The 26206-nt window shown below is 69.5% G+C and carries 32 protein-coding genes; 13 read left to right on the top strand and 19 right to left on the bottom strand.

Going from position 1 to position 26206, the window contains the following annotated elements; all coding sequences use genetic code 11:
* Positions 1–29 precede the first annotated feature (29 nt).
* From JNUCC0626_RS20575 to JNUCC0626_RS20565, 3 genes are read left to right on the top strand one after another with little or no spacing between them, the layout of a single operon-like run.
* Positions 30–491, top strand: a complete 462-nt coding sequence (locus JNUCC0626_RS20575; RefSeq protein WP_394621403.1) for an SRPBCC family protein — start codon at positions 30–32, stop codon at positions 489–491.
* The gene (locus tag JNUCC0626_RS20570) at positions 488–1129 is read left to right on the top strand and encodes a hypothetical protein (RefSeq protein ID WP_394621402.1); all 642 of its coding nucleotides are present in this window, start codon (positions 488–490) and stop codon (positions 1127–1129) included. The genes JNUCC0626_RS20575 and JNUCC0626_RS20570 overlap by 4 nt, the downstream gene beginning before the upstream one ends.
* A 9-nt stretch (positions 1130–1138) precedes the next feature.
* Positions 1139–1609, top strand: coding sequence for a MarR family winged helix-turn-helix transcriptional regulator (locus JNUCC0626_RS20565; RefSeq protein ID WP_394621401.1), 471 nt, complete (start codon positions 1139–1141; stop codon positions 1607–1609).
* A gap of 186 nt (positions 1610–1795) precedes the next feature.
* Here JNUCC0626_RS20565 and JNUCC0626_RS20560 read toward each other — a convergent pair whose 3' ends face one another.
* On the bottom strand, positions 1796–2503 hold the full coding sequence (locus tag JNUCC0626_RS20560) for an alpha/beta fold hydrolase (RefSeq protein ID WP_394621400.1): 708 nt from the start codon (positions 2501–2503) through the stop codon (positions 1796–1798).
* A 156-nt stretch (positions 2504–2659) separates the two neighbouring features.
* Here JNUCC0626_RS20560 and JNUCC0626_RS20555 point away from each other — a divergent pair, with 156 nt between their 5' ends.
* From JNUCC0626_RS20555 to JNUCC0626_RS20545, 3 genes are read left to right on the top strand one after another with little or no spacing between them, the layout of a single operon-like run.
* The gene (locus tag JNUCC0626_RS20555; protein WP_394621399.1) at positions 2660–3628 is read left to right on the top strand and encodes a hypothetical protein; all 969 of its coding nucleotides are present in this window, start codon (positions 2660–2662) and stop codon (positions 3626–3628) included.
* A gap of 13 nt (positions 3629–3641) precedes the next feature.
* On the top strand, positions 3642–3932 hold the full coding sequence (locus JNUCC0626_RS20550; RefSeq protein ID WP_394621398.1) for an antibiotic biosynthesis monooxygenase family protein: 291 nt from the start codon (positions 3642–3644) through the stop codon (positions 3930–3932).
* 28 nt (positions 3933–3960) lie between these two features.
* Positions 3961–4848: an LLM class flavin-dependent oxidoreductase gene (locus tag JNUCC0626_RS20545; RefSeq protein ID WP_394621397.1), complete on the top strand. Its 888-nt coding sequence runs from the start codon at positions 3961–3963 to the stop codon at positions 4846–4848.
* 58 nt (positions 4849–4906) lie between these two features.
* Here the strand turns inward: JNUCC0626_RS20545 and JNUCC0626_RS20540 are convergent, their stop codons facing one another.
* Together JNUCC0626_RS20540 and JNUCC0626_RS20535 are read right to left on the bottom strand one after the other, a co-directional pair.
* Complete coding sequence (locus JNUCC0626_RS20540) at positions 4907–5446, bottom strand: YceI family protein (RefSeq protein WP_394621396.1); 540 nt, start codon at positions 5444–5446, stop codon at positions 4907–4909.
* A gap of 31 nt (positions 5447–5477) precedes the next feature.
* On the bottom strand, positions 5478–6095 hold the full coding sequence (locus JNUCC0626_RS20535; RefSeq protein ID WP_394621395.1) for an isochorismatase family protein: 618 nt from the start codon (positions 6093–6095) through the stop codon (positions 5478–5480).
* A gap of 121 nt (positions 6096–6216) precedes the next feature.
* Between JNUCC0626_RS20535 and JNUCC0626_RS20530 the strand changes: the two genes are divergently transcribed.
* From JNUCC0626_RS20530 to JNUCC0626_RS20520, 3 genes are read left to right on the top strand one after another with little or no spacing between them, the layout of a single operon-like run.
* On the top strand, positions 6217–7326 hold the full coding sequence (locus JNUCC0626_RS20530; protein WP_394621394.1) for an NAD(P)-dependent alcohol dehydrogenase: 1110 nt from the start codon (positions 6217–6219) through the stop codon (positions 7324–7326).
* A 10-nt stretch (positions 7327–7336) separates the two neighbouring features.
* Positions 7337–8236 (top strand): alpha/beta hydrolase fold domain-containing protein, encoded by a 900-nt coding sequence (locus JNUCC0626_RS20525; RefSeq protein WP_394621393.1) that lies wholly within the window; start codon positions 7337–7339, stop codon positions 8234–8236.
* Positions 8237–8251: 15 nt separating this feature from the next.
* Positions 8252–9094 carry an alpha/beta hydrolase family protein gene (locus JNUCC0626_RS20520; protein ID WP_394621392.1) on the top strand — a complete coding sequence of 281 codons (843 nt, stop codon included), beginning with the start codon at positions 8252–8254 and terminating at the stop codon, positions 9092–9094.
* 187 nt (positions 9095–9281) lie between these two features.
* Here the strand turns inward: JNUCC0626_RS20520 and JNUCC0626_RS20515 are convergent, their stop codons facing one another.
* On the bottom strand, positions 9282–10259 hold the full coding sequence (locus JNUCC0626_RS20515; RefSeq protein WP_394621391.1) for an NADPH:quinone reductase: 978 nt from the start codon (positions 10257–10259) through the stop codon (positions 9282–9284).
* A 65-nt stretch (positions 10260–10324) separates the two neighbouring features.
* Positions 10325–11812 carry a tannase/feruloyl esterase family alpha/beta hydrolase gene (locus JNUCC0626_RS20510; protein WP_394621390.1) on the bottom strand — a complete coding sequence of 496 codons (1488 nt, stop codon included), beginning with the start codon at positions 11810–11812 and terminating at the stop codon, positions 10325–10327.
* Between the two features lie 93 nt (positions 11813–11905).
* Here JNUCC0626_RS20510 and JNUCC0626_RS20505 point away from each other — a divergent pair, with 93 nt between their 5' ends.
* Both JNUCC0626_RS20505 and JNUCC0626_RS20500 read left to right on the top strand, forming a co-directional pair.
* Positions 11906–13519 (top strand): serine/threonine-protein kinase, encoded by a 1614-nt coding sequence (locus JNUCC0626_RS20505; RefSeq protein ID WP_394621389.1) that lies wholly within the window; start codon positions 11906–11908, stop codon positions 13517–13519.
* A gap of 31 nt (positions 13520–13550) precedes the next feature.
* Positions 13551–13682: a hypothetical protein gene (locus tag JNUCC0626_RS20500; RefSeq protein ID WP_394621388.1), complete on the top strand. Its 132-nt coding sequence runs from the start codon at positions 13551–13553 to the stop codon at positions 13680–13682.
* On the opposite strand, the gene JNUCC0626_RS20495 is transcribed toward JNUCC0626_RS20500, so the two are convergent.
* From JNUCC0626_RS20495 to JNUCC0626_RS20485, 3 genes are all read right to left on the bottom strand, one after another.
* Positions 13647–14009: a cupin domain-containing protein gene (locus JNUCC0626_RS20495; RefSeq protein ID WP_394621387.1), complete on the bottom strand. Its 363-nt coding sequence runs from the start codon at positions 14007–14009 to the stop codon at positions 13647–13649. The two genes, JNUCC0626_RS20500 and JNUCC0626_RS20495, sit on opposite strands and share 36 nt — an antisense overlap.
* A 97-nt stretch (positions 14010–14106) precedes the next feature.
* Entirely contained in the window at positions 14107–14301 is a 195-nt protein-coding gene (locus JNUCC0626_RS20490) for a ferredoxin (protein WP_382444937.1), read from the bottom strand.
* Positions 14302–14306: 5 nt separating this feature from the next.
* Positions 14307–15515 carry a cytochrome P450 gene (locus JNUCC0626_RS20485; protein WP_394621386.1) on the bottom strand — a complete coding sequence of 403 codons (1209 nt, stop codon included), beginning with the start codon at positions 15513–15515 and terminating at the stop codon, positions 14307–14309.
* Positions 15516–15584: 69 nt separating this feature from the next.
* On the opposite strand from JNUCC0626_RS20485, the gene JNUCC0626_RS20480 reads away from it, so the two are divergent.
* Entirely contained in the window at positions 15585–16223 is a 639-nt protein-coding gene (locus JNUCC0626_RS20480; RefSeq protein WP_394621385.1) for a TetR family transcriptional regulator, read from the top strand.
* 4 nt (positions 16224–16227) lie between these two features.
* Here the strand turns inward: JNUCC0626_RS20480 and JNUCC0626_RS20475 are convergent, their stop codons facing one another.
* The 8 genes from JNUCC0626_RS20475 to cysD are packed head-to-tail and all read right to left on the bottom strand — an operon-like array spanning position 16228 to position 23000.
* Entirely contained in the window at positions 16228–16515 is a 288-nt protein-coding gene (locus JNUCC0626_RS20475; RefSeq protein ID WP_394621384.1) for a hypothetical protein, read from the bottom strand.
* A complete protein-coding gene (locus JNUCC0626_RS20470; protein WP_394621383.1) occupies positions 16512–16829 on the bottom strand; it encodes a hypothetical protein in 318 nt (105 codons plus the stop codon). The genes JNUCC0626_RS20475 and JNUCC0626_RS20470 overlap by 4 nt, the downstream gene beginning before the upstream one ends.
* A 47-nt stretch (positions 16830–16876) precedes the next feature.
* Positions 16877–17329 carry an SRPBCC family protein gene (locus JNUCC0626_RS20465; RefSeq protein WP_394621382.1) on the bottom strand — a complete coding sequence of 151 codons (453 nt, stop codon included), beginning with the start codon at positions 17327–17329 and terminating at the stop codon, positions 16877–16879.
* The gene (locus JNUCC0626_RS20460; protein WP_394621381.1) at positions 17326–18105 is read right to left on the bottom strand and encodes an SDR family oxidoreductase; all 780 of its coding nucleotides are present in this window, start codon (positions 18103–18105) and stop codon (positions 17326–17328) included. The genes JNUCC0626_RS20465 and JNUCC0626_RS20460 overlap by 4 nt, the downstream gene beginning before the upstream one ends.
* On the bottom strand, positions 18105–19253 hold the full coding sequence (locus JNUCC0626_RS20455; protein ID WP_394621380.1) for a sulfotransferase family protein: 1149 nt from the start codon (positions 19251–19253) through the stop codon (positions 18105–18107). The genes JNUCC0626_RS20460 and JNUCC0626_RS20455 overlap by 1 nt, the downstream gene beginning before the upstream one ends.
* Entirely contained in the window at positions 19250–20305 is a 1056-nt protein-coding gene (locus tag JNUCC0626_RS20450; RefSeq protein ID WP_394621379.1) for a DUF1214 domain-containing protein, read from the bottom strand. The genes JNUCC0626_RS20455 and JNUCC0626_RS20450 overlap by 4 nt, the downstream gene beginning before the upstream one ends.
* A 59-nt stretch (positions 20306–20364) precedes the next feature.
* On the bottom strand, positions 20365–22113 hold the full coding sequence (cysC, locus tag JNUCC0626_RS20445) for an adenylyl-sulfate kinase (RefSeq protein WP_394621378.1): 1749 nt from the start codon (positions 22111–22113) through the stop codon (positions 20365–20367).
* Entirely contained in the window at positions 22113–23000 is an 888-nt protein-coding gene (gene cysD, locus JNUCC0626_RS20440) for a sulfate adenylyltransferase subunit CysD (protein WP_430623500.1), read from the bottom strand. Before cysD ends, cysC begins: the two co-directional genes overlap by 1 nt.
* A 74-nt stretch (positions 23001–23074) precedes the next feature.
* On the opposite strand from cysD, the gene JNUCC0626_RS20435 reads away from it, so the two are divergent.
* The gene (locus JNUCC0626_RS20435) at positions 23075–23686 is read left to right on the top strand and encodes a TetR/AcrR family transcriptional regulator (RefSeq protein ID WP_394621376.1); all 612 of its coding nucleotides are present in this window, start codon (positions 23075–23077) and stop codon (positions 23684–23686) included.
* On the opposite strand, the gene JNUCC0626_RS20430 is transcribed toward JNUCC0626_RS20435, so the two are convergent.
* From JNUCC0626_RS20430 to JNUCC0626_RS20420, 3 genes are all read right to left on the bottom strand, one after another.
* On the bottom strand, positions 23676–24206 hold the full coding sequence (locus JNUCC0626_RS20430; protein ID WP_394621375.1) for a cysteine dioxygenase: 531 nt from the start codon (positions 24204–24206) through the stop codon (positions 23676–23678). The genes JNUCC0626_RS20435 and JNUCC0626_RS20430 overlap by 11 nt on opposite strands.
* A gap of 30 nt (positions 24207–24236) precedes the next feature.
* On the bottom strand, positions 24237–25232 hold the full coding sequence (locus JNUCC0626_RS20425) for a YeiH family protein (RefSeq protein WP_394621374.1): 996 nt from the start codon (positions 25230–25232) through the stop codon (positions 24237–24239).
* 69 nt (positions 25233–25301) lie between these two features.
* Positions 25302–26204 (bottom strand): LysR family transcriptional regulator, encoded by a 903-nt coding sequence (locus JNUCC0626_RS20420; protein ID WP_394621373.1) that lies wholly within the window; start codon positions 26202–26204, stop codon positions 25302–25304.
* Between the last annotated feature and the right edge of the window lie 2 nt (positions 26205–26206).

Here is a 26206-nt window from a genome sequence, read left to right as displayed (position 1 = left end):
CCCTCGGGTCCCGCGACACGCTGAGGGGCATGACTGAAGTCCATTGGCCGCCCGGCTGGGGCCCGGAGCAGTGCGACAGCTTCGTGAGCCACGAACGGCTCGTCGCGGCGGCGCCGGAGGCCCTCTTCGACCACCTCACGGCGGCGGGGGAGTGGCCGAAGTGGCAGCGCGGGACCACCGAGGTCCAGGCCGACGGCGAACTGGCGGTCGGCAGCGGGTTCCTCGTGGTGACGGCCCTGCACGCGCTCGACGGCATCGTCGGCGAGCTCGATCGTCCCGAACGGTTCGGCTGGATCGCCGTGAGCGACGGCCTGAGCTTCTACCAGTCGTGGCTGCTGCTTCCCGATCCCACTGGCGGCACCCGCGTGGTGTTCCAGGAGGCCTCCAAGGGCCCGTCCGCGACCCTGCGCGCCGCCGAACGACTCGAGCAGACGAAGGAGTGGCTGGCATCCCTCGATATAGTCAGGTATCGTGACTATCACGAAGGATGACTAGTTGGGAGTTCGTCATGATCACCACGCTCGACCACGAGGCCGTTTTCGAGCAGGCCTGGGCGAAGCCCGGCACCACGACCGTCGACCTGCCCGCCGTGCGGGTCAACGACGTGCTGCGCGAGCGCTACCGGGTCACCCCGCCGTTCGAGTACACGGGCACCCAGCTCTGGGACATGGAGGTCCGCAAGGCGAAGGCCCCCGACGTGTTCATCCCGACCGTCGTGATGCCGGGCGCCGAGAAGTTCCCGAGCGTCTGGCACGGCCAGGTCGAGGAGTTCACGCGGGTGTCCGAGCAGCGCCTGTGGGCGGACGGCGCGAAGACCGCGCGGATCATCGAGCACGTGCGGCTCGACCACGACCACCGCCGCGCGTTCTTCGTGGGCGACGAACGGTTCGAGGCGCCGGACGGCCGCGTGTTCACCGCGGGCACCGGCCAGCCGATCTTCCACGTCGAGCACTCGGTCGGCGGCACGGAGGCCGACCCGCTCAACCTGTGGAAGATCGTGAACCTCACCGACGAGGTCGACCCCGAGCTCGCGGCGGCGTTCGGCGAGATGGCGAAGGACCCCTACCTGCGGGTGTTCGTCGAGGTCCATCTGCGGGAGGTCCTCGGGCGCGAACTCGTCCGCCGCTAGGGTGGCCGGATGGTCACCCGCGCGGAACGCAACGCCTCGAACCCCGACCTGGGGGTCCTGTCGGGCCGCCTGCTGTTCGCCGTGCAGCGCGAACTGTTCAAGACCCTCGCCGAGCTGGGGTTCGGCGACCTGAAGCACCGCCACGGCGCGGTGCTCGCCTACCTGGACCCGGACGGGGTGCGCGCGACCGACCTCGCGCACCTGTCGGGTCAGCACAAGCAGATCGTCGGCACGCTGATCGACGAGCTCGAGACGCTCGGCTACGTCGAACGCAGGCCGGACCCGAGCGACCGCCGGGCGAAGCTGATCTGCCCCACCGGTCGCGGCCTCGCGCAGATGAAGGCCGCGGACCACATCATGGCCACGATGCAGGAACGGCACGCTGAACGCGTCGGCAAGGGCGAGTACACCCGCTTCAAGCGGATGCTCGTCGACATCACCGAGCACCAGCGCCTGGCCGGTCGGTCCACACAGGACTGACCGGCCGTTCCGCCTTGTGCGTCTAGGCGCTGTCCTGCAAGTTCGTCAGGTGGCAGGTGCGGGCGAGCGACCCGGAGACGGTGCCGCCGCAATGCCCTCATACCGGGCGTATTCGGGCTTTGCGGCGGTGCCGTCTCCGGGTCCCTCGGCCGCCACTGACGCCCGACGAGACTTACAGGACAGCGCCTAGGCGTTCGCGGCCTTCAGGATCACGTCGGCCACGAGGTCCGGCTGTGAGGCGAACACCGCGTGCGAGGCGCCCTCGACGCTGACGATCTCCGCGCCCGCCCGTTCCGCCATGAAGTGCACGGACGCCGCCGGGATGTTCCGGTCCGCCTCGGCGATGACGAACCAGCTGGGCAGTCCGCGCCACGCCTGCGGCCCCTCCGCCTCCTCGTTCAGCGCGGCGATCGTGATCGGCCGCTGCGTGATCGCCATCAGCGCGGCCTGTTCCGCGGGCACGTCCGCCACGAACTGCTGGTGGTACAGCTCCTGCGCCACGTAGGCGTCCTGCCCGCCGTCGGGCAGGTCGACCGTGCGCAGCGTCTCCCCGAGCGTGCTGCCGGGGAACTTCCCGGACAGGCTCGCGCCGCTCTCCCCGGCCTCGGGCGCGAACGCCGCCACGAACACCAGTGCCGTCACGTTCTCGGCACCGGCACCCGCCTTGCTGATGACCATGCCGCCGTACGAGTGTCCGACCAGGACGACAGGTCCCTCGATCGAGTCGACGAGCGCGCGCACGGCAGCGGCGTCGTAGGCGACTGAGCGCAACGGGTTCGCCGCCGCGACGACGCGGTGCCCCTCGGCCTGCAGGCGATCCGCGACCGGACCCCAGCCGCCGGACTCCGCGAAAGCTCCGTGTACCAGAACGATGGTGGGTTTCATGCCTTCCATCCTGATCGCGCCGGACGCGGACAGTGCCCGTCACATGACTGTCGTCCGACGGTGGGCGCGACGGTCGTTTTGACGACGGTCATTTGACAGACGCACGCACACCGCCTGGGGGAGCAGTGTTCAGGTCATCGGAACGGACTGTCCACGGAGGACATCATGACCAGCACGCTCGTCCAGCCCGGCGCCCCTGCGCAGCCGGTGACGAGAATCCCGCTCACCACGTTCGCCATCGGCTTCGGTCTCGCGGGCCTCGCCGGCGCGTGGAAGTCGGCGACCCCGGCGCTGGGCCTGCCGACCGCCGTGTCGCAGGTGTTCTACGCGGTGGCGGCGATCGCGTGGGTGTGGCTGATCGTCGCCCACCTCGTGCGCGGTGCCAGAGGTGAGGAACGGCTGATCGACCAGATCAGGCACCCCGCCCAGGGACCGGTCGCGTCGCTCGCCCCGGTCACCGCGATGCTGCTGGCCGCACAGCTCTACACGTACTCGCACACCGCCGGGTGGGCGCTCTACCTGCTGGCGCTGACCGGATCGGCCGCGCTGGTGGTCGTCGTGTTCGGCCGCTGGTTCGAGGGCGGGCTGGAGCACGAGGCACTGCACTCCGGCTACCTGCTGCCGACCGTCGCGCCCGGCCTCATCGGCGCCGACGTGGCCGCGAAGATGGGCAACACCGGCCTCGCCTGGGGCCTGTTCGCCACCGGCACGTTCTTCGGCATCGTGATGACGGGCCTCGCGGTGCAGCGGCACTCGTTCCGCGCCCCGCTGCCGGACGCGCTGGCCCCCACCGCGATGATCCTGCTCGCCCCGCCCGCCGTCGGTGGGCTCGCCTGGTTCACGTTGAACGGCCGCGTGATCGACCCGGTCGCGGACTCGATCGCCGGGGTCGGCGTGGTGCTGCTGCTGATGCAGATCGGCATGCTGCCCCGCTACCGCAGGCTGAAGTTCTCGATGGGCTTCTGGTCGTTCACCTTCCCGCTGGCCGCCGCGGTCTCGCTCACCGAGCAGTGGCTCGTCATCGCCCAGCCGGAGGGGTGGCGCTGGATGACGGGCGTGTTGCTGGCCGCCATCACGGTGTTCATCGGCACCATCGGGTGGCGGTCGATCCCTGGATTTAGTCACAAATCATGACTATCATAAATCTATGACTACTTCAGTGGAGCTGACCCGCTTCCGGGTGGCGCCGGAGAACGTCGAGGCGCTGCTCGCCGCCCGTCCGGGCATGATCGCCGACTTCGAGGCCGACCGCGAGGGCTTCCTCGGCGCCCGGCTCGTGCGGCTGCCGAACGACGAATGGCTCGACATCGTCGAATGGCGCTCGTCCGAGGACTACGCCGCGTCGAGCCGGAAGGGCCCGAACCGGCCGGGCATCAAGGCGTTCTTCGCCGCGATCGACTCACTCGTCAGTGCGGAAGAAGGCGTGCTCTCCGAATAGGGGAGTGCGATTTCAGAAGGAGACAGCTGTGTTGCAGGCACTCAGCTTCGGCATCTCGGTCGCGCCGTCCGTCGACATCGACGAGAACAGAGCGGTCGTCGCGGCGGCCGAACGGTCGGGGCTCGACCTCGTCGGCGTCCAGGACCACCCGTACGTGGCGGACTACCTCGACGCGTTCGCGCTCATCGGCGACTTCATCGCCCACACCAGGAAGATCTCGTTCTTCCCCGACGTCGCGAACCTCCCGCTGCGGCCCGCGCCGATGCTCGCCCGCCAGGCGAGCGCGCTGAGCCGCCTGTCGGGTGGCCGGTTCCACCTCGGCCTCGGCGCGGGTGGCTACTGGGACGCGATCACCAAGCTCGGCGTGCCGCGCCGCAGCCCCAAGGAAGCCCTTGCGGCGCAAGCGGAAGCGATCGAACTCATGCGTGCGCTCTGGCAGCCGCGCCAGCACGTGACGACACAGGGCGACTGGTACTCGGTGGAGCGGCTGACGTCGCAGCCGCCCGGTCCCGGCGGGGTCGAGATCTGGGTCGGTGCGCAGGGTCCGCGCAGCCTCGCGCTCACCGGGCGGGCCGCAGACGGTTGGGCCGCACCGATTCCGTCCTACCTGCCCTACGAGAAGTGGGCCGAGAGCAACGCCCTGATCGACCAGGCTGCTCTTGAGGCCGGTCGTGAACCGGGGGAGGTGCGCCGGATCGCTCAGCTCGTCGGCACGATCACGGACACACCCGGATCCGTTGACCTGCAAGGGTCCGCGCCGATCCGCACGGATGCGCAGGGCTGGGCGGACGTGCTGACCAAGCTCGCGATGCAGTCGTTCACCGGGTTCGTGCTGTGGCCGGAAGCCGATGCCGCCGACCAGGCGCACCGGTTCGGCGAAGAGGTCGCGCCCGTCGTGCGCGTCCGGTTGGACTGAAGTACCGAACGAGAAAGCCGGGCGCCCTTCCGGGCGCCCGGCTTGGTTCTCGCGGTGATCAGGCGGCGGGAACGGCCTGGATCTCCAGCGTCACGTCGGTCGCGTCGCCGATCAGCAGGGGGCCACCGGGCAGGGAAGCGTTCCCGTTCACGCCGAACGCCTTGCGGGAAACCCTTGTGGTGGCGTGGAATGCGAGTCGGAACGACCCGAAGTGGTCGGTGCCGGAACCCAGCGGGTAGAGATCGAACTCCACAGGTTGGGTGACGCCGCGGAACGTCAGGTCACCGCGCAGTGCGAAGCGCTCGCCGTCCGCGATCAGCTCGGTCGACGTGAACGACGCGCTCGGGTGGTTCGCGACGTCGAAGTAGTCGGCGGAGCTCAGGTGCTCGTCCCTCGGCGCGATGCCCGTGTGCAGCGACTGCGTGCCGATCTGGGCCGTGACGGTGGACTTCTCCGGATCCTCGGCGATCTCGACGGTGCCGGAGATGTCGTCGAACGTGCCCTTCACGCGGCCGGCGACGAAGCGGGTGGAGAAGGTGACAGAAGAGTGGGCGGCGTCGATGACGTAGCTGCCGGCCGGAAAGGTGATGTCCATCATGGGTTCCTTTGTCTGCAAGGTCTACTTCGGACTACTTCTGGTAGGACGCGACGACCTGAGCGAGCAGGGTGCCGAAGTCCATGTCGAGGGCGCCGTACACCTCGCCGGCGACCTCGCGGGCGTTGTCGGCGAGGATCTCGACCATCAACGTGGCGTAGTCGCTGACGATGACGCCGGCCTGCTGCATGCGGGCGATGCCGGCTTCCCGCTTGGTGGCGGAGAAGGTGCCGGACGCGTCCACGGCGACGTAGGTCTGGTAGCCGTCGGCCAGGGCGGCCATGGCCGGGAACGCGGCGCAGACCTCGAGGCTGATGCCCGCGATGATCAGCTTGGTCGCTCCGGTCGCCTGCACGGCGGCGCGCACTCGTTCGTCGTGCCAGGCGTTGACGGTGGAGCGGTCGTGGATCTCCTGCGATTCCGGCAGAACCGCGAGCAGTTCGGGAATCGACGGTCCCCACATGCTCGTCGCGGCCGTCGTGGTGTGGATCACCGGCACGCCCAGGGCCCGAGCGGCCTTCGCGAGCCCCACGACGTTGTGCTTGAGCTCGTTCACCGTGATGTCCCGGACGCCCGTGAACAGGCCGACCTGGTGGTCCACGAGAAGGACGGCGGCGTTGTCCGCGGTGAGCTGCTCCAGGAACGGGTTCATCTCGGTCTCCCCTTGCTGTTGTCATGAACTTGGATAGTCACAAAGCTTGACTATCACGATACATGACTTATTGTTGGGGGCAAGAGCAACACCGGGAGCAAGAGCCCAAGGGGCAAAAGGGGTGAGTGAAGTGGGACAGCGCACAGCAGCGGCCGTCGTGTCCTCCGCCGGAGCGGACTTCGTCCTGCGCGACGTCGAGCTGGACGAGCCGGGACCGGGCGAGGTGCTCGTCCGCGTCGAGGCCACCGGCATGTGCCACGCGGACCTGGCGGCGCGCGACGGCGACTTCCCGTTCCCGCTGCCCGGCGTCGTCGGTCACGAGGGCGCGGGCGTGGTCGAGCGCGTGGGCGAGGGCGTCGTGTCGCTGCGCCCCGGCCAGCGGGTCATGCTGACGTTCGACTCGTGCGGTCACTGTGCTGCTTGTGTGGCAGGCATTCCTTCGCAGTGCGCGGAGTTCCTGCCGCGCAACTTCACCAACGGTCCTGAGAACCTGACGCTCGACGGCCGGCGCCTGCACGGCGGCTTCTTCGGCCAGTCGTCGTTCGCCGGCCACGCCCTCTCGACCGTGCGCAACACCGTCGCCGTCCCGGACGCGGCCGCGGACCTGCCGGCCGAGGTGCTCGCCCCGCTCGGCTGCGGCATCCAGACCGGCGCGGGCGCGGTGCTGAACGTGCTGAAGCCGGTGGCCGGCGGCAAGATCGCCGTCTTCGGTGCCGGTGTGGTCGGCCTGTCCGCGGTGATGGCGGCCGCGCTGCTGCCGTTGTCCGAGATCGTCGTGATCGACGTGCACGAGTCTCGTCTGGACCTGGCCCGCAAGCTCGGCGCGACCCAGGTGATCAACGCCCGTTCCGCGGATCCCGTTGCTGCTCTGAAGGACCTGACCGGCGGCGGTCCCGGCTACGTGGTGGAGAGCAGCGGCGTGCCCGCGGTTTTCGTGCAGGCGTTGAAGAGTCTGCGCATCGGCGGCTCGGCGGCGATCGTCGGCGTGCCCCCGTTCGGCGTCACCGCCCCGGTCGACGTCGCCGACATCGTGAACGACAGCAAGCGCGTCTTCGGCGTGGTGGAAGGCGAGAGCAACCCGCCGGTCTTCCTGCCGCTGCTCGCCGAGATGGTCGCCGACGGCCGGATGCCGGTGGGCGAACTGGTGGAGACGTTCGCCCTCGCGGACGTGGAGAAGGCGGCCGACGCGATGAAGTCCGGCCGAGTCGTCAAGCCCGTGGTCATTCCCTGAGGGAGCAGCGATGAACGAGGATCTCCGCAAGGCGCACGACCTGCTGGCGAGCATGGGTGACCTGGTGCCCCCGCCGGACGGCCGTCCCGAGCACGTCCGGCACCGCGACGCCTACCGGCTGTGGAGCGACCAGTTCCCGGTCCCCGCAGGCACGGTCGTGACCGACGCGCCGGGCTTCGCGGGCCTCTCCGTGCGCACCGCGGCCAGCGACCCTTCGCGGGCGATCCTCTACTTCCACGGCGGCGGCTACACGGAGGGCTCGGCCCACGGCCACCGCGAGGTCGCCTCGCGCCTCGCCACCGGCGCCGAAGCCGTGGTGCACCTCCCGGACTACCCGCTGGCGCCGGAGAACCCCTTTCCTGCAGCCGTGCACGGCGCCGTCGAGGCCTATCGGCTGTTGCTCGACTCCGGCCTGCCCGCTTCCCGCATCGGCGTCGGCGGGGACTCGGCCGGCGGTGGGTTGGCCCTGTCGCTGCTGGTCTTTCTGAAGGAGCTGGCACTTCCGCTGCCCGCGGCCGTCGTGGCCGTGTCGCCGTGGACCGACATGACGCTGACCTCCGACACGTTCCGGACGCTCGCCGCTCGCGACCCGTTCGTGTCCCGTGAGGCTCTGACCTTGTTCGCCCAGCGCTACCTGCGGTCGGAATGCCTGCTGGACCCGTTGGCCTCACCGCTGTTCGCGGACCTGGCCGGCCTGCCGCCGCTGTTGATCGAAGTGGGGTCGGAAGAGGTGCTCCTCGACGACTCCCGCAAGTTGTACGCGCGGGCCCGAGAGTTCGATGTGGACGCTCGGCTCGTGGTGACCGAAGGGGCGCCGCACATCTGGCAGCACTTCGGGTCCTTTCTGCCTGAGGCTCGCGAGTCGCTCGCTCGCATCGCCACGCATTTCCGTTCTCACATCCCTGCTTGAAAGAGGATTCTTCTCATGTCTTCCAAGATTGCCTACGGGTCCGAGCCGTCGCAGTTCGGTGTGCTGCACCTGCCGGACGGGTCCGGGCCGTTCCCCGTCGTGGTGATGGTGCACGGTGGGTGGTGGGCCGCCATGTGGGACGACACCGCTGTGCAGCCGTTGATCTCCGACCTGGTGGGGGAGGGGTGTGCGGTGTGGAGCATCGAGTACCGGCGGATGGGGGAGGCCGGGGCCGGGTGGCCCGGGACCTTCTCGGACGTTGCTCGTGCGGTGGATTTCGTCGGGTCGCTTGACGCGCCTTTGGATCTGACTCGGGTTGCTGTTGTCGGGCACTCGGCTGGTGGGCACTTGGCTACCTGGACTGCGCATCGCGGGGCGTTGCCTGGTGGAGTGGTGGGGGCTCAGCCGCCGGTTCCGTTGGTTGGTGTTGTGTCCATTGCTGGTGTGCTCGACCTGGTTGCTGCTGATTCGGCTCAGTTGGGGACTGAGTTGGCTGATTTGAGCGGGGAGCCGCCTCGGGGGGCGCCTGGGCCTTCCGGGCCTGATTTCTGGCCGGTTGTCGCTGCTGGGGTCGGGGCTGGGATGACTCGGTTCCTGGTTGGGGTTTCGGCTGTTGCGGATCCTGAGTTGTACGCGTTGGTTTCTCCGGTGGAGATGGGGGATGCCGGGGTTCCCGTGTTGGCTGTGCACGGGTCTGCGGATGAGGTGATTCCTGCTGAGTTCAGTCGGACTTATGCTGCTCGGCATGCGTTGGGGGAGTTCGTGGAGTCGCCTGGTGGGGATCACTTCAGCGTGATCGAGCCTGACTCGCATGCTTGGTCGGTGGCTCGGAAGTGGTTGGCGGACAAGCTTTCGTGAGGTGGTTGTACGTCGCCAGTGCGGTGGTCGTGCAGACCTGGACGAGCTTTGGTGTGGTGAGCCAAGAAGAGGGCCGCCTCGCCTTTGGCATTTCCGTCGTGCCTTGGGGTGGCTCGGTTGTGGACGTGGCAGCGTAGCTGAACGGACCGCGGCGATCTGGTGGATCGCCGCGGCCCGGTCGTGGAGGTCAGAGGGTGATGATCACGCGGCCTGCCGCGCCCGTGCGTTCGGCCGCGTCCTGGGCGTCTGCGGTCTGGTCGAGGGTGAAGCGTTCGGCGATCGGGTAGTGGAGGTCGCCTGCGGCCAGGGCGGCGGTGAGGTCGCGGGCCGCGTGGTCGTTGGCCTCTTCCGGGAAGTCGTCGTTGCTGAGGTACTGGACGGTGATGTTCTTGAAGGCCAGCAGCCAGTAGGGGAGTGGGGCCTCGGGGTCGCTGGTGGCGTAGGTCGCGATTTCGCCTTGGTACTTCAGGATTTCGACGTCGAACGCGGCGTTGCCCGCCAGGTCGATCTCGGCCACGCGGTCGACGCCGTCCGGGGCGATGGCCTTGATCTGGGCCACGGCGTCGCCGGTGTCCAGGCGGATCACGTGGTGGGCGCCTGCGGCCAGGACCTCGTCCACCTGGTCGGCGTGGCGCACGGTGGCGAGGACGGTGGCGCCGCCTCGGCGGGCCACGGCGAGGGCTGCTCTGCCGACGCCGCCGAGCGGGCCGGTGATCAGGACGGTCTTGCCCGCTACCGGGCCGCTCGCGAAGACGGCGCGGTGGCCGGTGATGCCCGGGATTCCGACGATGGCGGCCTGTTCCAGGTCGACCTCAGGCGGAAGTGGGACGGCGTGGGCCGCCGGGACGACGACGTACTCCGCCGCCGTCCCGAACGGGCGGTAGGACTGGGCCAGGTAGACCCAGACTCGTTCGCCGATGCGCGTCGCGTCCACGCCGGGGCCCGTCGCGTCGATGGTGCCCGCGCCGTCGCCGTGGGGGATGACTCGCGGGTACGTCATCGTGGAACCCCAGTAGCCGCGGCGTTTGCCCACGTCGCCCACGTGCACGCCGGAGACTGCGACCTTGACTCTGACCTCGTCCGGGCCCGGTTCCGGGAGGGAGACCTCGCCCACCTCGAACACCTCGTGGGCGGGTCCCTGCTTCTCGTAGTAGGCGGCGCGCATCGCTGGACTCCTCTGACTCGTCGGATGTAGTAACTGTACTTGATAGTCACTAATCCTGACTAGTTCTAGAGGCAGAGGTAGCTGGAGTTCACCTTCGGGTCGCCGTGGACGTAGCGCGACGTGCGGGGGTGGAGGCAGAGGTCGCGGCGGGTGTCCGCGGTGGCGGCGGGCAGGGTGGTGGGGGCCTTGCCCCGTTCCACCCAGTCGACCAGCGACTTCAGCGGGTCGGTCGGCTGGGGGCCGTTGCCGCCCAGGCAGTGGTCGACGCCGGGGGCGGTGAAGAGGCGGTAGAAGTCGTTGACGTTGCCCATGCGGCGTTCCACCTGCACGCGGTACGTCAGGGTGCCGCCCGGTGGGATGAGCTGGTCGTTGGTGCCCACCCACGTGATCAGCTTGCCGCCTGCCCGGCGGAACGCGGACAGGTCCGGGTTCGAGGTGCCGATGGAGCTGTCGAACTCGCGCACGGACTGGCGAAACAGGTCGCGGAACTGGGCGTAGGTCAACGACGACGTGTCGAAGCCCGGCTGCTTCAGCAGGAAGTTCTGCACCCAGAGCTGGGCCACCGGGAAGCCGGGGGTCGAGAAACCGGGGAGCGGGAAGCCCGGGATCGTGCCCGCGAGCCACACCGGGTCGGCGCCCTTCGGCAGGCCCGGCCAGAGGCTGCGGCCGCGCTCGTCGGTCGGGCCGTCCCAGATCTTGCGCATCACGTCGGCGTCGGCCTTCGACACGGTCACTTCCGCACCGTCGCACAGGATCTTCGTGCCGATCAGCCGGCGCGGGTCGTAGCCGCACCGGTCCGGGCGGTCGACGATCCGGTTCGTCACGCCGTCGGAGGCGTCGCACGCGTCGACGGCGGCCTGCCGGAACGCCTCCAAGACGCAGTTGCCGATGATGTGCTTGTCGTTGTACTGCACGGTTTGCGGCCAGAGGGTGGCCACGGCGAACTGCGACCAGTTCACGGCCGGGGCGACGGCCAGCACGCCGTCGTAGTCGCCGGGGAAGTTCTGGGCCTCGGCGTAACCCTGGCGGCCGCCGGTCGAGCAGCCGTTCCAGTAGGAGTAGGTGGCGGAACGCTGGTAGTGCTTGCGCACCACCTGCTTCGCGAGGACGGCCGCCTCGTGCACCGAACGCGTCGCGAAGTTCGTCAGCAGGGTCTGGTCGAGCTGACCGTTCTTGACCGCCCAGCTCGCGTTCAGGCCGTCGAGCACGCCCGCGTCGGTGGTCACGGCCGCGTAGCCGTCTTGGAGCGCCTTCAAGAACGGGGCACCGGTGTCGCCGGCGGCGTAAGCGCTGCCGCCAACGCCCTGCAGCCGCCCGCTCCAGGTCTGTGGCAGGCCGATGACGACCTTCACGTGGTCGTCGGTGTGGGTGAGCGTCACGGTGATCTCGCAGTGCGCGTCACGGCTCACGGCGTCCACGGACTCGATCTTCGCGCCGGCCGGGGCGGTGACCGCCACCGGTGCGCAGCCCGGCGTGGCGGCCGAGGCCGGTGCCAACGGGGTCAGGCCGGTCAGGAGCAGCGTTGTGGCCAACAGCTTCGTCAGTCGTCTCACGCCGCGCGACGTTAGGTACGAGGGCCCGGCGGTCGCGCCCGTCAGGTGACGGTGCCCGTGTACGTCACTGGACCGGGTGACAGACTGCCGCGCATGCGCGAGGTGGGGAACAGACGCTACCGGCTGGTCCGGGAGCTGGGGCGGGGCGGCATGGGGGCCGTGTGGCTCGGCCAGGACACGGTCCTCGGCCGCGACGTCGCCGTGAAGGAACTGCTGCTGCCCGGCAACGTTCCCGACGGAGAGCGCGCGGTCTACCAGGAACGGGTGCTGCGCGAGGCGCGCATCGCGAGCCAGCTGCAGGACCCCGCTGTCGTCACGGTCTACGACCTCATCTCCGAGGACGGCCAGACGTTCATTGTGATGGAGCTGATCAACGCTCCCACGCTGGAGTCGCTCGTCGAGAAGTCCGGCCCGCTCACCACCCGCGCGGCCGCGACGCTCGCCGGGCAGCTGCTGGCGGCCCTCGAAGCGGCGCACGAGTCGGGCGTGGTGCACCGGGACGTCAAGCCCGGCAACGTGATGGTGCCGGGCAGGGGCACCGCGAAGCTCACCGACTTCGGCATCGCCCAGTCCGTCGACGACCCCAGGCTGACCGCCACCGGCACGTTGATCGGCTCGCCCGCCTACATGTCCCCGGAACGCCTCGCGGGCGGCGACGCCTCACCCTCGTGGGACCTGTGGGCGTTGGGCGCCACGCTCTTCTTCGCCGTGGAGGGCCGCGGCGCGTTCGACCGCCCCACCACCTCGGCGACGATCCTCGCGGTGATGAGCGAACGCCCGGTGCCCAAGGTCCTCGGCCCGCTCGGCGACCTGATCCGGGGCCTGATGGACCCGGACCCGGCACGCAGGCCCAGCGTCGCCCAGGCGCACAAGCTGATCGAGCACGCCCTGGTCGTCGCCGAGCTCTACCCGACCCGGCCGACCGTCCACACCGGACCCGTGGTGGACGGTCAGCCCACCGTTGCCGGTCCGATGCTCAGGCCCGACCTCCCGAAGCCGAACGGCACCACCGGTGGAGGCACGTTCGGGCCGCCGCCCACGTCCGGGCCGGTGGTGATCGGCCAGTTCGCGCCCGCCCCGTCCGTGCACGTGCCGCCGCGCCGCAAGCGTTCGGTCGGGATGTTCCTGTCGGCGGTGCTCACCCCGTTGTTCCTCGTCGGCGCGCTGGTGCTGCTGTACTTCACCGTGTTCAAGCCGATGATCGACAACATCGGCCTCGGCGGCATCGGCGGCCTCGCCCCCGGTCCGGCCAGCACCGCCGCCATGCAGCCCGTGCTGACGCTCGGTCCCGACGGCGACCTGAAGCACGACTCGCTGTGGTCGGTCCCCGACGCCTGCCTCAACTGGACGCCGGCCAAGGACGTGCGCAAGATCGAGATCAAGGACCGCGTCGGCTGCTACGCCGAGCACGAGACCGAAGTGCTCGACACCGTGCTGGCCAACACCGAGATCGAGAAGGACGTCCCGTACCCCGGTGTCGAGGAGCTGACGAAGATCGGCGGCACCGGGTGCACGAAGACGTTCCTGTCCGACGAGGTGACCGGGCAGGACAAGGAGAAGACGCTGCGGTACTGGGTGATCATCCCGACCGCCGAGGCGTGGAAGGTCAAGACGGAGAACGGGTACCGCAGCTCGGACCGGCTGATCTACTGCTACGTCGGCAAGGCGGACGGCTCGAAGCTGTTCGAGCCGCTCATGAAGGACTGACGAGCCACTCCCGCAGGTCGCGGTAGGAGTCGTGCAGGGCGCCGGGCCGGAGGAGTTCCGGACGTTCGAGTACCCGATGGTCTGGCACCCGCGGCTGAGCACGGACCCGGCCCACCGCTGGGTGCGCTCAGTGCTGCTGCACGCGGGCGCGCAACTCGGGTGACGGCGCCTCGACGGCGAGCGGCACGCCGTTCGGCAGGATGTACAGGACCTCCAGCACGAGCGGGACGTCACCCTCGTTGAGTCCGATGTGGACCTTGTCGGCGCCGGGCCACTCGACGATCACCGCGCCGGTTTCGTAGGTGTGGCGGTGGTCGCGTTCCTGGTGGGTGAGGCGGCCCTCGACGAGTTTCCCGACGAGCAGGCCCTGGTGGTAGTGCCAGCCGGTGTCGCCGCCGGGGGCGATCGTGACTTCGCGGAACAGCAGTCTGGTGCCGGTGACCCGATCCGTGTGTTCCCACCTGATCCTGCCGGAGACACCTGCGCTCATGCCTTCCACGACAGCACAGGCGCCGGGTTCGCGACGGGGTTGGTGCCCGCGCGGGCAGGGAACGACGTGCGGCCGGGCAGGCCCGGCCGCACCACGCTCAGTCCTCGACCGCGATCGCCGACGCCGGGCACACCGCCGCCGCGTGCCGCACGTCCGCGAGCCGTTCGGCCGGCGGGCTCGCGTCCAGCAGGTCGACGAGACCGTCGTCGTCTCGCTGGTCGAACACGTCGTCCGCCGCGAGCACGCACTGCCCCGCGCCGACGCACTTCCCCTGGTCCACCACTACCTTCACGGCTGCTACCTCCAGGTCACGGGCAGTTCGGCGACGCCACCGGTGAGCGTCGCGCGGACCTGCAACTGGTCGAGTTCCTTGGCCAGGCGCATCTCCGGCAGGCGCTGGGCCAGCGCGCGGAACACCACGCGCAGTTCGGTGCGGGCCAGCGAGGCGCCGATGCAGAAGTGCGCGCCGTGGCCGAAGCCGAGGTGCGTCCTCTCCGGACGGTCGGGGTTGAACTCCTCGGCCTCGGAGTAGACGGTCACGTCGCGGTTGGCGGCGTTGATCGACAGGACCAGCGCGTCGCCGGCGTGGATCGTGACGCCCGCGAGGTCGACGTCCTCCTTGGCGTAGCGCAGCAGGCCGAGGTCACCGGGGGCGCCGAGGCGCATGACCTCCTCGACCACCGCGTCGACGCGGCCGTCCGGGTCGGCGACCAGGGCGTCCCAGCGGGAGCGGTCGGTGAGCAGGAACAGCACGCCGAGGCCGATGCGGTTGACCGTGGTCTCGTGGCCCGCGAACAGCAGGCCGACGCACAGGCGCACCATCTGCACGTAGTCGAACGACTCGTCCTCGGCCTGCGCGCGCACCAGGTCGGAGATCACGTCCTCGCCGAGCTGGCCGCGCTTGCCCTCGACGAGCCCGACCATGTAGCGGAAGAACTCCTCGCGGGCCTGGTGGGCCTCCTCGCCGATCTCGGTGCTGGCCATGCGTTCGGACAGCGACGCGAACAGCTCGTTGTCCTCTTCCGGCACGCCGAGCAGGCCGCAGATCATGGCCACGGGCAACGGGAACGCGAGCCCGCGGTGCAGGTCGACCACGCCGGTCTCGGCGTGTTCCGCGATCAACGTGTCGAGGCAGGCGTCGACCAGGCGTTCCATGTTCTCGCCCAGCATCCGCATCCGCTTGGCCGAGAACGCCGGCGTGAGCAGGCGCCGCATCCGCGTGTGGTCGGCCTCCTCGGTCGCGTACTCGCCGGTCGGGCCGTCCTGCACGGCCGAGGTCGAGATGCGCGACGCCTTCTCCGGTTCCGGGTGGGAACGGCCGAAGCGCTTGTCGCCCAGCAGCAGCTTGACCTCCTCGTACCGGGTCACGAGCCACGCCGGGTCGCCCGCGGGCGTGGTCACCGGCGCGATCGGCGCCTCCCGCCGCAGGACCTCGTAGAGCGGGGCGAGATCGAGGACGTTCGGCCTGGCCAGCGGCAGCTGCAAGCGCTCTGCGTCAATGCTCATGCACCGAACGTAGCGCTAAATGGCAGATGGTGCCAATAAATGTGCTCGGTCGTGTGGTTGAATCGCCCGATGACGGACGTTGTGACGCAAAAGCCGCGCCGGGGTCGGCCGCCGGTCAGCGATGAGCAACGTCAGCGTCAGCGCCTCGACCTCTCCCGGCACGCCGTGCGCCTGTTCGCGGAGCAGGGCGTCGCGGCCACATCGGGGGAGCAGATCGCGCAGGCAGCGGGGGTCTCCGAGCGCACGTTCTGGCGCTACTTCCCGCAGAAGGAAGCCTGTGTCGAACCGTTGCTCACCAAGATGGTCGACGCGTTCTGCGCGGTCGTCCGGGCCTGGCCGCGCGAACTCGAACTGATCGACCACCTGCGCGAGGCCTACACGCCGTTGCTCGACGCCGCCTCCGACGAGGACATCGAGGCCGTCCTCGCGGTGGTCCGCCTGACCCAGAACGAACGTGCGTTGCGCGCCGCGTACCTGATGCTGCGCGAACGGGCGGAGGACGCGCTCGCGGACGTGCTGGCCCGGCGCGCGGGGATGGCCAGGGACGCCATCGAGGTGCGGGTGCAGGCCGCCGCGATGAGCGCGGTGCTCAAGGTGGCGACGGATGACGTCGCGAAGGCTGCTGCGGACGGGGTGACCAGGGCCACCCTGGAGGGGCATCGCGAGCAGATCGCCGCAGCACTGCGAGGGCTCTCGCAGATGCTGTAGCCGGTCAGTCCCCGAGGAACAGGAAGATCGTCGTCACCAGCGTCACCCAGAGCACCAGGCCGAAGACACCGGCCAGGATCATGCCGTTGGCCGCCGCCCGCCACGCCCCGGCGGCGCCGGTCCTGATCAGCGGACCGGCAAGCGCCGCACCGAGTGCGATGAAGAAGAAGGCGGCGAGCTCGACGCCTGCCCAGTTCGCCGGCAGGGCGGCGGTCACCAGACTCGTCACGGTCAACGCCAGCAACAGTGCGACGACGGCGAACCCGCTCGCCGCGGCGACGCGGGCGCTCACGGCACCGACAGGTTCGACAGGGCGTACGCGACCAGGATGAAGAACGCGATCAGCAGCACCACGCCGAACGTGCCGCCGATGATCAACCCCGTGCCGAACGCCCGCCACGGTGCGGGCGACCGCACCTTCAGCACGACCCCGGCCACCACCGAACCGAGCGCGATCCAGACGAACGCGTAGGCGTACTGGCCGCCCTGCCACCCGAGCGACTCCAGCGCGTCGTTGCGCATGGCCAGAAAGGTGAGCAACAACAGCCCGAGAGTGGTGGCGAAGCCCGCCACTCCCGCCCCTGTGTGACTTTTGGTGTCGTTCACAAGTCGAGAGTGCCGCTACCGGCCCGAACGGGCATCGGTACAACTACTCACCTGCGGCTCAGCGCCTCGACCCGTGCCACCAGAGCGTGCGCGACCGAGTCGAAGCCCTGCTTGACGTACGCACCCTGCGCCGCGAACACCGCGTCCGCGTACTTGCCGGTGAACATCTCGAACGTCCGGTAACTGCACCGGTCCGCACCGAGCGGCGTGATCACCTGGTCCCGCACGCCGAGCAGCCCCGGGAACGTCTCCCCGGTGTCGTAGCGCAGCAACGTCGGCGGCGCCACCACCCGGATGAACTCGCGGCTCAAGAACGTCCCCTCCCCGCCGTCGGGCCGGGGCAACGTGAGATCGATCGGCGAACCGACCTCCAAAGTAGTGGACACCGCCAGGGTGTAAGGATTCCACTGTGGATAGTGCGGGTAGTCGAGCAGCACGTCCCACACGAACGCGGCCGGTGCCGGGATCTCCACCACGACGGACTCGATGAGATGACTCATGCCGGCATGTACTCCCCGCCGTTGACGTCCAGCACCGCGCCGGTCACCTCGGAGGCCAGGCGCGACAACAGGAACAGCACGGCACCGGCGCACGCGTCGTCGGTCGGGATGCGGCCCAGCGGGTTGCGGGCGGCGATCTCGTCGTAGACGTCCTGCTCGGTGATGCCGCGCGCCTCGGCGGTGAACTTCAGGTAGAAGCGCACGCCCGGGCCGTCGAGCCAGCCCATCACGGCCTGGTTGGCGCGGATGCCGTGCTCGCCCAGTTCCAGCGCCAGGAACTGGGTCGCCGTCGCCATCGCGGCCTTCGCCACGGCGTAGCCGCCCTCGCCGCGCATCGGCTTGCGGGTGGTCATCGTGCCTACGTTGACGATCGACCCGCGCCCGGCCGCCTTCATGTGCGGCACGACCTCGCGCGTCACGTTCATGGCGCCGAACAGGATGATGTCCATCGAGCGGCGGACGGCCTTCTCGGGCGTGTCCAGCAGATCGAACCAGCCGGGGTGGCCGAACGCCGAGTTCACCAGGCCCGTGATCGTGCCGAAGCGGTCGACGGCGGTGGAGACCAGGTGCGCCACCTCGTCCGGGCGGCGGACGTCGCACTGCACGCCGATCGCCTCCCCTCCGGCCGCCGCGACCTCCTTCGAGACCTGTGTCATCACGTCGGCGGAGCGGGCGGCCATCACGACCTTCGCGCCCTCGGCTGCGGCGCGGACGGCGAGCTTCGAGCCCAGGCCGGGGCCGACGCCGGTGATCACCACGACCTCGTCTTGCAGCATCACAGGTAGACCTCCGAGTAGAAGGCGAAGTCGGCGCGGAGCTGGTCTTCGGACAACCCGAATTCCGCCGGTGCGTAGGAGTGCGAACCGTGCCGTTCGGTGCGGTTGCGGGACAGGTAGGCCTCGAACGCGGCGTCGTCGGCGGGGCCGGGAGGCAGGCCCAGCGCGTCCAGCACCTGGCGGGCCACGTCGAGCGGCTTGCTGACGGTGTCGGCGAACCGCACGTCCACGAACCGGCCGGGGCGCGCGGACCTGGCCGAGGCGAAGCCGCGCAACGTCCGCGCGAACCGGCCCGACCAGTACTGTCCTATTTGGACCGCGTTGACGTTCTCGCTGTACTGCGAGGACATCGCGCGCACCATCGACGCGTACGACGGCACGGCGTTGACCGGGGAGCGGTGCGTCATCACGATCTTGCAGTCGGGGAACTCGTCCAGCACGGTGTCGACGGCGGTCAGGTGGTGCGGCGACTTCAGCACCCACGGCAGCGTGCGATCGGCCTGCTGCCATTGGAGCACCTGCAACCACTCGCGCAGCTCGCGGTAGGCGGGGCGCTGGTCGGCGGACCGCAGCCAGTCGCCGTACGAGGGCACCCAGTAGAACGAGTCGAAGCTCATCGAGACGAACGTCCGGTCCAGCAGGATCACGTCCTCCTCCGGCCCGTCCCACACGACCGTGTGCAGGTCGCCGAAGTCGGGGGAGAGCTGCGCGAACACCTGCATCCGTTCCTGCGCGCGGTGTTTGCGCTGCTCCGCGTCCGGTCCCTCGCCGGGGAACGGCAGCGGGTAGGCGACCTCCCACGACAGCGTGGACGTCACCTGCGGCGAGGCGGCCAGCAGCCGGTGCAGCAACGTCGACCCGGTGCGCGGCAGCCCGCAGATCTCGGCCGCCACCCGCACCTCGACGTCGAGCACCTCGGGGTGCAGACGTTGGAGTTCGCGCAACCGCAACCGGTCCGAGAGCAACGCCGTCAGCCGGTGCCTGGTCAGCTCGAACCCCAGCGGCGACAGCGAAGCCTCGGTGTTCAGGCTCGACACGAGCACGTCGAGCGGCTCGCGGAACCAGTCGTCGCCGAAGTCCGCGAGCCCTGTCTTGACACAGGCCCGCTCCACGAGTTTCGAGACGTTCAACTCGGTGGTGACCGTCATTGGACTTCCTCCAAGGGGACCACGCGGCATTTCGGGATCGGGTGTTCGGTCGCGCCGAGCCAGCGCAGCAACGCGGTGCCGGACGTGTGGCCGCAGGTGTCGATCCAGTTGCCCACACCGGGATCCGAGGCCGCCACGACGATCGTCAGGCGCCCGTCGGTCAACGACGCCGTGTGCTTGTTGACGGTGATGGCCCGGCGGTTGTCCAGCGACTCCATCCACCAGTTGCTCAGCTGGAAGTTCCAGTACGGGCAGTCCGGCACGTCGGTCTCGATCACCCACGCCTCGCCGGGCGCGAGCGTCCAGTAGCCGTGCAGGTAGAAGATCTCCGGATCGCCCCCGGCGCGCTGGAACATCTCCTGCCCGAAGTCGGGCAGTTCGTTGGGGCGCTTCATGAACGTGCGCGTCCAGTGCGCGAACGTGGCCGCGGTGCCGTGCACCGACAAAGCCGCCCGCTGCAACGCCTTCGCGAGGAACTCGGGCGTGAGAGAAGCAGGTTCCGCAGGTCCGCCGATCTGCTCGACGTGCCACTGACCGGGCACCTCCGACGAACGATCCAGGTACGTCTGGCGCACCACGAGGCCGGTCGAGTCGGGGGCGAGCGGTAACCAGTTCCCGCTGTGCTCGGTGGCGCTCGCGATGATCTCCACGGTGCCGTCCGGCGCGATCGCGAGGCCGGCGTCGGACAGCTCGCCGGTCGACGCCATCGTGCCGTCCTTGGCGTACCGGTTGGCCTTCGATCCGATGCTGAAGTACGCGATCGTGCCGCGCGTCCCGGTGATCCGGTACTCGCGATCACCCCGGATGTTGGCCGACAGGTAGACGTTGTCGGGGTTGTCCGCGCCGATCTTCACGAGGTCGAGCTCGTGGAACCGCGGGAAGTCGGGATCGGCGTTGTCCAGGCAGGAGTACAGCATCTCCCGCGTCAGCCGGGAGAGGTACCGGTAACCCTCCGCCCGGTCGAGCGGCGTGTCCGGCGCGTGCTCGGACAGGACCACCTCGCCGGCCTTCTCCAACGCCCGGCAGAACTGCGACCACGCCTGATCAGGCACCGCGAGCCTCCCGAATTTAGAACGTGTTCTAGTGGAACGTACACGATTCTGGACAACGTTCAACAGACGCCGAGCGCACGAAGCCGGCGGAGCACGACCTCGGCCGCCTCCTGCGGTGCGAGCGCCGTGGTGTCGAGTCGCACTTCGGGGTCGAGAGGCGGCTCGTACGGCGAGTCGATGCCGGTGAAGTTCGCCAGCTCACCCCGGCGAGCCTTGCGGTACAAGCCTTTCGGGTCGCGTTGCTCGGCCACGTCGAGCGGCGTGTCGACGAAGACCTCGCAGAACTCGTTCTCCCCGACCAGTTCGCGTGCCAGCGCCCGTTCCGCCCGGAACGGCGAGATGAACGACACCAGCACGATCAACCCGGCGTCGACCATCAACGCGGCCACCTCGGCGATCCGCCGGATGTTCTCGACCCGGTCGGCGTCGCTGAACCCGAGGTCGGAGTTGAGCCCGTGCCGCACGTTGTCACCGTCCAGCAGGAACGTGTGCCGCCCCTCCGCGTGCAACGCCTTCTCGACGAGGTCCGCGATCGTCGACTTCCCCGCCCCGGACAACCCCGTCAGCCACACGACGCACGGCCGGTGCCCGTTGCGCGCAACCCTGGCCTCCTTGTCCACGGTCAGCGCCTGCCAGCGCAGGTTCGACGGGCTCACCGCGCGGATGATCATCCCGGCGCCGACCGTCGCGTTGGACAGCCGGTCGAGCACGATGAACGACCCGAGGTCGCGGTTGTCCGCGTACGTCTCGAACGGCACCGGCGCGTCGAAGTGCACGGTGTCGACACCGATCTCGTTGAGCCGCAGCGGTTTCGTCGCGGTGCAGCCGACCGTGCGCGCGCCGATCTTGGCGAGGTACTGGCGGCCGGGCATGAGTGCCGTGTCGTCCATCCACACGAGGTGGGCCTCGAACGCGGCGGCGAGGCCCGGCGGGTCGTCCGCCGCGCCCAGCACGTCACCGCGGCTCGCGTCGACGTCGTCCGCCGGCACGACCGTCACCGAGGATCCGGCCGGCGCCTCGTCCAGGTCGCCGTCCATCGTGACGATCCGCGCCACGCTCGTGGTCCGCTGGCCGAGGCGCACCGCCTCGCCGCGGCGCAGCACCCCGCCCAGCACACGCCCCGACAGACCCCTGAACTCGGCGTTCGGCCGGTTCACCCACTGCACGAGGAACCGCGACGGCCCGTCCGGCTCGGTGGGGATGACCACCGATTCCAGCCACTGCAGCAGGGTCGGGCCGTCGTACCAGGGCGTCCGCTCGCTGCGCCCGATCACGTTGACGCCGTCGGTCGCGGACATCGGGATGCAGGTGGTGCCGGGGAACTCGGCCCGCACGGTCTCGAACGCCTCCCGCGAGTACCCGAGCAGGTCCAGCTTGTTCACCGCCACCACAACGTGCCGGATGCCCAGCAACGACACGATCCGCGCATGCCGCCGCGTCTGCTCCAGCACACCCTTGCGCGCATCCAGCAGCAGCACCGCCGCATCAGCCGTGGACGCCCCCGTGGCCATGTTCCGCGTGTACTGCTCATGCCCCGGTGTGTCCGCGACGATGAACCGCCGGGCCTCGGTCGCGAAGAACCGATACGCCACGTCGATCGTGATGCCCTGCTCCCGTTCCGCCGCCAGCCCGTCGACCAGCAGCGCGAAGTCCAGTTCGTCACCCCGCGTCCCGACCCGCCGGGAATCCGCTTCCAGGGCCGCGAGATGGTCGGCGTAGAGCAGTTTCGACTCGTACAGCAGGCGTCCGATCAGCGTGCTCTTGCCGTCGTCCACGCTGCCGCAGGTGATGAACCGCAGAAGCTCCATCAGAAGTACCCCTCCCGCTTCTTGCGCTCCATCGAGCCGCTCTGGTCGTGGTCGATCACCCGTCCCTGCCGCTCCGACGTCGTCGCGGTGCGCATCTCCTCGACGATGTCCGCGACCGTCCGCGCCTCGCTGCGCACCGCGCCGGTGAGCGGGTAGCAGCCGAGCGTGCGGAACCGCACCAGCTCCAGTCGTGGTTCTTCGGACAACGGCATCCGGTCGTCGTCGACCATGATCAGCGCGCCGTCCCGGTCGACCACCGGGCGCGGGGCCGCGAAGTACAGCGGCACCACGGGAATCCGCTCGCGTTCGACGTAGCGCCACACGTCGAGTTCGGTCCAGTTCGACAGCGGGAACACCCTGATGCTCTCGCCGGGCGCGACGCGGGTGTTGTAGAGGCGCCACAGTTCGGGGCGCTGGTTGCGCGGATCCCACTGGTGCTGCGCGGTGCGGAACGAGAACACCCTTTCCTTGGCGCGCGAGGCTTCCTCGTCCCGCCGGGCGCCGCCGAACGCGACGTCGAACCGGTGCTCGTCGAGGGCCTGGCGCAGGCCCTGGGTCTTCCAGAGGTCGGTGTGCCGGGCCGAGCCGTGGTCGAACGGGTTGATGCCCGCCGCCACGCAGTCGGGGTTGCGGTGCACGATCAGCCGCAGTCCCAGCGACGCCGCCGTCGCGTCCCGGAACGCGATCATCTCGCGGAACTTCCACGTGGTGTCGACGTGCAGCAACGGGAACGGCGGCGGCGACGGGTGGAACGCCTTGCGCGCCAGGTGGAGCAACACCGAGCTGTCCTTGCCGATCGAGTAGAGCAGCACCGGTCGTTCGGACTCCGCGACGGCCTCGCGGAAGATGTCGACGCTGTCGGCTTCGAGCCGGTCGAGGTGGTCCACGTCACCGAGGGTAGGAGTAAACCGAACAACGTTCAATATGCTTCTGAACGTTGTTCAAAGTAGGCTTCGGGATCGTGAGCACCGAGCAAACGGCCTGGGGTGACGCGGAAGGCAGGCGGCGCGACATCCTCGCGTCGGCCGAGCTGATCGTCGAGGAGCAGGGCTACGCGGGCCTGACCATGCGCGCGATCGCGGTCGGGGCAGGCGTCAGCTCCGGCACCGTCTACCAGTACTTCTCCGGCAAGGAGGACGTCTTCGCGGCGTTGATGGAACGCCGCTTGGAGGAGCTCCAACGCACGCTCGAAAGCGTGAACCGGGACCTCGGCATCGCGGGCGTGCTCAAGGAGATCGAGCCGCAGATCACCGACCTGTGGCGCCGGTTCGGCCGGTCGGCGGCGCAGTGGGAGGCCAAGGTGCTCTCCGGCGGCCGCCGCGGCAAGGAGGTCACGAACTCCGCGCAGGACTACCGCAAGACCCTCAAGGCACTGGCGAAGACGCTCGACGAGACGGCGCGGGCGACCGGCCAGGAGTTGATCGACGACCCGGCCCTGCCGCACTGGGTCTGGGACTCGCTGATCGGCCTGGCGGACGACCTGCTGCTGCAGGGCGCCCGCATCAACCGGGTCAAGCCCGCTCACCTCATCGAGTTCGCCACCCAGGCGATAGCAAGGGGAATCACCCGCTGACGGGCTGGTCGTACCTCCGCCGGATGCTCGTCCCCAGCACGCTCACATCGGCCCCGTACACGTGGATCGAGATCGCGACCGAGCTGGAGTTGTTGCACACCTTGTGGATGTCCCCGGGCGGCACCAGGTACGCCGCCACCCCCTCGGGCGTCTTGTTGACGCGCAACGGAACCAGCCGATTCTCGCGCAGCCGGTACGTCGTCTCCTCCTCCTCGCCGACGTAGGTCCCGACGACGCACCACGAGACGTGGTCGTGGATGCAGGTCTCCTGACCCGGCAACCACACCAGCGCGACGACGGAGAACGACCCGTCCGGTTCGACGTGCAGCACGTGCTGCCGGTACGCCGTCGGATCCGGCTCGCGCTGCGTCGCGCTCAGCAGGAACGGGTCGGTGAGGTGACCTTCCAGGGTCCGCGCGACCCGTGCCGCGACGGCCTCCTGGGAACCGCCGCGCGTGATCGCGGCCCGGAGCGAACCCACCAGAAGCGTGGCCGTGGGGGAGAGCAGGCTGTGCGTCATGAGCGGGTCCTCCTCTGAGGAACGAGGCGATCAGCCGATCAGCACCGTGCCGGTCAGCACGAGCACGACGATCACCGTGGTCGAGAGCAGGCCCAGCAGCAGCACCGCAGGGCCGGAACGCATTAGGGAACGCAACTTCACCGCCGTGCCGAGCGCGAACATGCCCGCCGCCAGCAGCACGGTGTCGATGAACGTCGCCGCGGACAGCACCACCTCGGGCAGCAGCCCGGTCGCCCGCACCCCGGCCATCACCAGGAACCCGACCACGAACAACGGCACGATCGGCGGGCGCTGACCGGACGCCGGGTACTTGAGGCGTTCGGCGAAGCTCACGGCGGCGAGCATCGGCGCGAGCAGCACGACCCGCGTCAGCTTCACCGCGACGGCGATCGCCAGCGCGCCGCTCACCGGCCCGGCGGCGGCCACGACCTGCGCGACCTCGTGCACGCTGCCGCCCGCCCACACGCCGTACTGCGCGGGCGTGAGGCCGGTCAGCGGGAACAACGCGGGCAGGCTGAACATCGCCACCGTGCCGAACAACGTGACCAGGCCGAGCGCCTTCGCCACGTCCTCCTCGTCCTGCTGCCGCACGGAGTTCATCGCGGCCACGGCCGAGGCGCCGCAGATCGAGAAGCCCGTCGCGATCAGCAGCGAGAGACCCTCACCGACGCCGAGCAACCGCCCGAGCCAGCGCGTCACGACGAACGTGACCACGACGGCGACGGCGGCGAGCAACAAGATCTCGTAACCGAGCTTCAGGACGTCCTGGAACACGAGCTTCAACCCGAGCAGCACCACGCCGAGCCGCAGCAGCCGCCGTCCGGCGAGCTTGATCCCAGGGGACATCGACGCGGGCAGCGTCACGACGTTCGCCACGATCGCGCCCAGCAGCACGGCGATCGTCAACGCGCTGATCGACGGTTGCAGCCACGACACCGTCATCGAGGTCGCGACACCGGCCGCGACCAGGGACAATCCGGGCAGGACCGAGTCGGCGGTGCGCGGAGTGGTCCTGACGATGCCCATGCTGACAACCATGACCAGCGCGAGCTAACAGCAGTAGAGGGCCATCCCTTGGGGCCCCATAAGCCGCGCTTATGCCCGCCCGGCCGCGGAGATGAGCGCGTCCACCGTCGCCCGCATGATCGGCAGCTGGATCAGGTCCGGCCACGTGTACAGCGACGTCAGCCGTTGCGCCGCGGACTCCACCTCGACCGTCGTCAGCCCGGGGTGCTGGAGGAACGACAACAGCAGCCGAGGCACCAGCGCAACGCCCAGACCTGCGGTGACGAGACTCTGGATGGCCAGGTTGTCGTCGGTCGAGCAGGTGATGTCCGGTACGAACCCCGCCTTGTCGCACGCCAGGTGCAGCGCCCGTTGGCACCGCACGCAACCGGCGATCCAGCGTTCCTCCGCCGCCTCGGTCAGCGACACCTTCTCGCGTCCCGCCAGCCGGTGTCCCGCCGGCACCAGCAACGCGAGCGGTTCCCGCAGCAACGGCACGCTCAGCATGCCGTTCACGGTCGCCTCGTCCTGCGGTTCGTCCAGGTAGCTGAAGCTCAGCACCAGGTCGACCTCACCGCGCCGGAGCAGCGCGAACGAGTCCGGCGGCTCCTCCTCGACCAGTTCGAGCCGCAACGTGGGCCGTTCCTCGGCCAATATCGCCGCCGCCGCAGGTACCAGCGACACGTTGGCGCTGGGGAACGCGCAGATCCGGATCGTGCCGATGTCGTGCGTCGCTATCGCACTGACCTGCTGGTGCGTCGTCGCGAGCTGGTCGAGCAGGTCCGAGCCGCGTTCGGCGAGGATGCGCCCGGCCTCGGTCAGGTGCAGCCCGCGGCCCGTGCGCACGAACAGCGGCCCGCCGACCTGCCGTTCCAGCGCCCGCATCTGCTGGCTGACGGCCGGTTGGGTGCAGTGCAGCAGCCGGGCGGCGGCGCTGAACGAACCGGTCCGCGCGACCGTAGCGAAGACCTCGAGCTGGCGGGTGTCGAACACAC

It is taken from the genome of Lentzea sp. JNUCC 0626, from assembly GCF_043632865.1.
Lineage (GTDB): Bacteria > Actinomycetota > Actinomycetes > Mycobacteriales > Pseudonocardiaceae > Lentzea.
Note: the sequence above shows the minus strand (reverse complement) of the source record. Positions and strands in the feature narration are given on the sequence as shown.

What these genes read in the sequence shown, in the direction of transcription:
- JNUCC0626_RS20570 (WP_394621402.1), top strand. Translation starts at nt 488, where the DNA reads ATGACTAGTTGGGAGTTCGTCATGATCACCACGCTCGACCACGAGGCC.
- JNUCC0626_RS20535 (WP_394621395.1), bottom strand. Translation starts at nt 6,095, where the DNA reads ATGAACCCGTTCCTGGAGCAGCTCACCGCGGACAACGCCGCCGTCCTT.
- JNUCC0626_RS20485 (WP_394621386.1), bottom strand. Translation starts at nt 15,515, where the DNA reads ATGAGCATTGACGCAGAGCGCTTGCAGCTGCCGCTGGCCAGGCCGAAC.
- JNUCC0626_RS20425 (WP_394621374.1), bottom strand. Translation starts at nt 25,232, where the DNA reads ATGGGCATCGTCAGGACCACTCCGCGCACCGCCGACTCGGTCCTGCCC.
- JNUCC0626_RS20525 (WP_394621393.1), top strand. Translation starts at nt 7,337, where the DNA reads ATGAACGAGGATCTCCGCAAGGCGCACGACCTGCTGGCGAGCATGGGT.
- JNUCC0626_RS20480 (WP_394621385.1), top strand. Translation starts at nt 15,585, where the DNA reads ATGACGGACGTTGTGACGCAAAAGCCGCGCCGGGGTCGGCCGCCGGTC.
- JNUCC0626_RS20575 (WP_394621403.1), top strand. Translation starts at nt 30, where the DNA reads ATGACTGAAGTCCATTGGCCGCCCGGCTGGGGCCCGGAGCAGTGCGAC.
- JNUCC0626_RS20430 (WP_394621375.1), bottom strand. Translation starts at nt 24,206, where the DNA reads ATGACGCACAGCCTGCTCTCCCCCACGGCCACGCTTCTGGTGGGTTCG.
- JNUCC0626_RS20520 (WP_394621392.1), top strand. Translation starts at nt 8,252, where the DNA reads ATGTCTTCCAAGATTGCCTACGGGTCCGAGCCGTCGCAGTTCGGTGTG.
- JNUCC0626_RS20540 (WP_394621396.1), bottom strand. Translation starts at nt 5,446, where the DNA reads ATGATGGACATCACCTTTCCGGCCGGCAGCTACGTCATCGACGCCGCC.
- JNUCC0626_RS20495 (WP_394621387.1), bottom strand. Translation starts at nt 14,009, where the DNA reads ATGAGCGCAGGTGTCTCCGGCAGGATCAGGTGGGAACACACGGATCGG.
- JNUCC0626_RS20560 (WP_394621400.1), bottom strand. Translation starts at nt 2,503, where the DNA reads ATGGAAGGCATGAAACCCACCATCGTTCTGGTACACGGAGCTTTCGCG.
- JNUCC0626_RS20565 (WP_394621401.1), top strand. Translation starts at nt 1,139, where the DNA reads ATGGTCACCCGCGCGGAACGCAACGCCTCGAACCCCGACCTGGGGGTC.
- JNUCC0626_RS20465 (WP_394621382.1), bottom strand. Translation starts at nt 17,329, where the DNA reads ATGAGTCATCTCATCGAGTCCGTCGTGGTGGAGATCCCGGCACCGGCC.
- JNUCC0626_RS20455 (WP_394621380.1), bottom strand. Translation starts at nt 19,253, where the DNA reads ATGACGGTCACCACCGAGTTGAACGTCTCGAAACTCGTGGAGCGGGCC.
- JNUCC0626_RS20460 (WP_394621381.1), bottom strand. Translation starts at nt 18,105, where the DNA reads ATGCTGCAAGACGAGGTCGTGGTGATCACCGGCGTCGGCCCCGGCCTG.
- JNUCC0626_RS20550 (WP_394621398.1), top strand. Translation starts at nt 3,642, where the DNA reads ATGACTACTTCAGTGGAGCTGACCCGCTTCCGGGTGGCGCCGGAGAAC.
- JNUCC0626_RS20515 (WP_394621391.1), bottom strand. Translation starts at nt 10,259, where the DNA reads ATGCGCGCCGCCTACTACGAGAAGCAGGGACCCGCCCACGAGGTGTTC.
- cysC (WP_394621378.1), bottom strand. Translation starts at nt 22,113, where the DNA reads ATGGAGCTTCTGCGGTTCATCACCTGCGGCAGCGTGGACGACGGCAAG.
- JNUCC0626_RS20505 (WP_394621389.1), top strand. Translation starts at nt 11,906, where the DNA reads ATGCGCGAGGTGGGGAACAGACGCTACCGGCTGGTCCGGGAGCTGGGG.
- JNUCC0626_RS20555 (WP_394621399.1), top strand. Translation starts at nt 2,660, where the DNA reads ATGACCAGCACGCTCGTCCAGCCCGGCGCCCCTGCGCAGCCGGTGACG.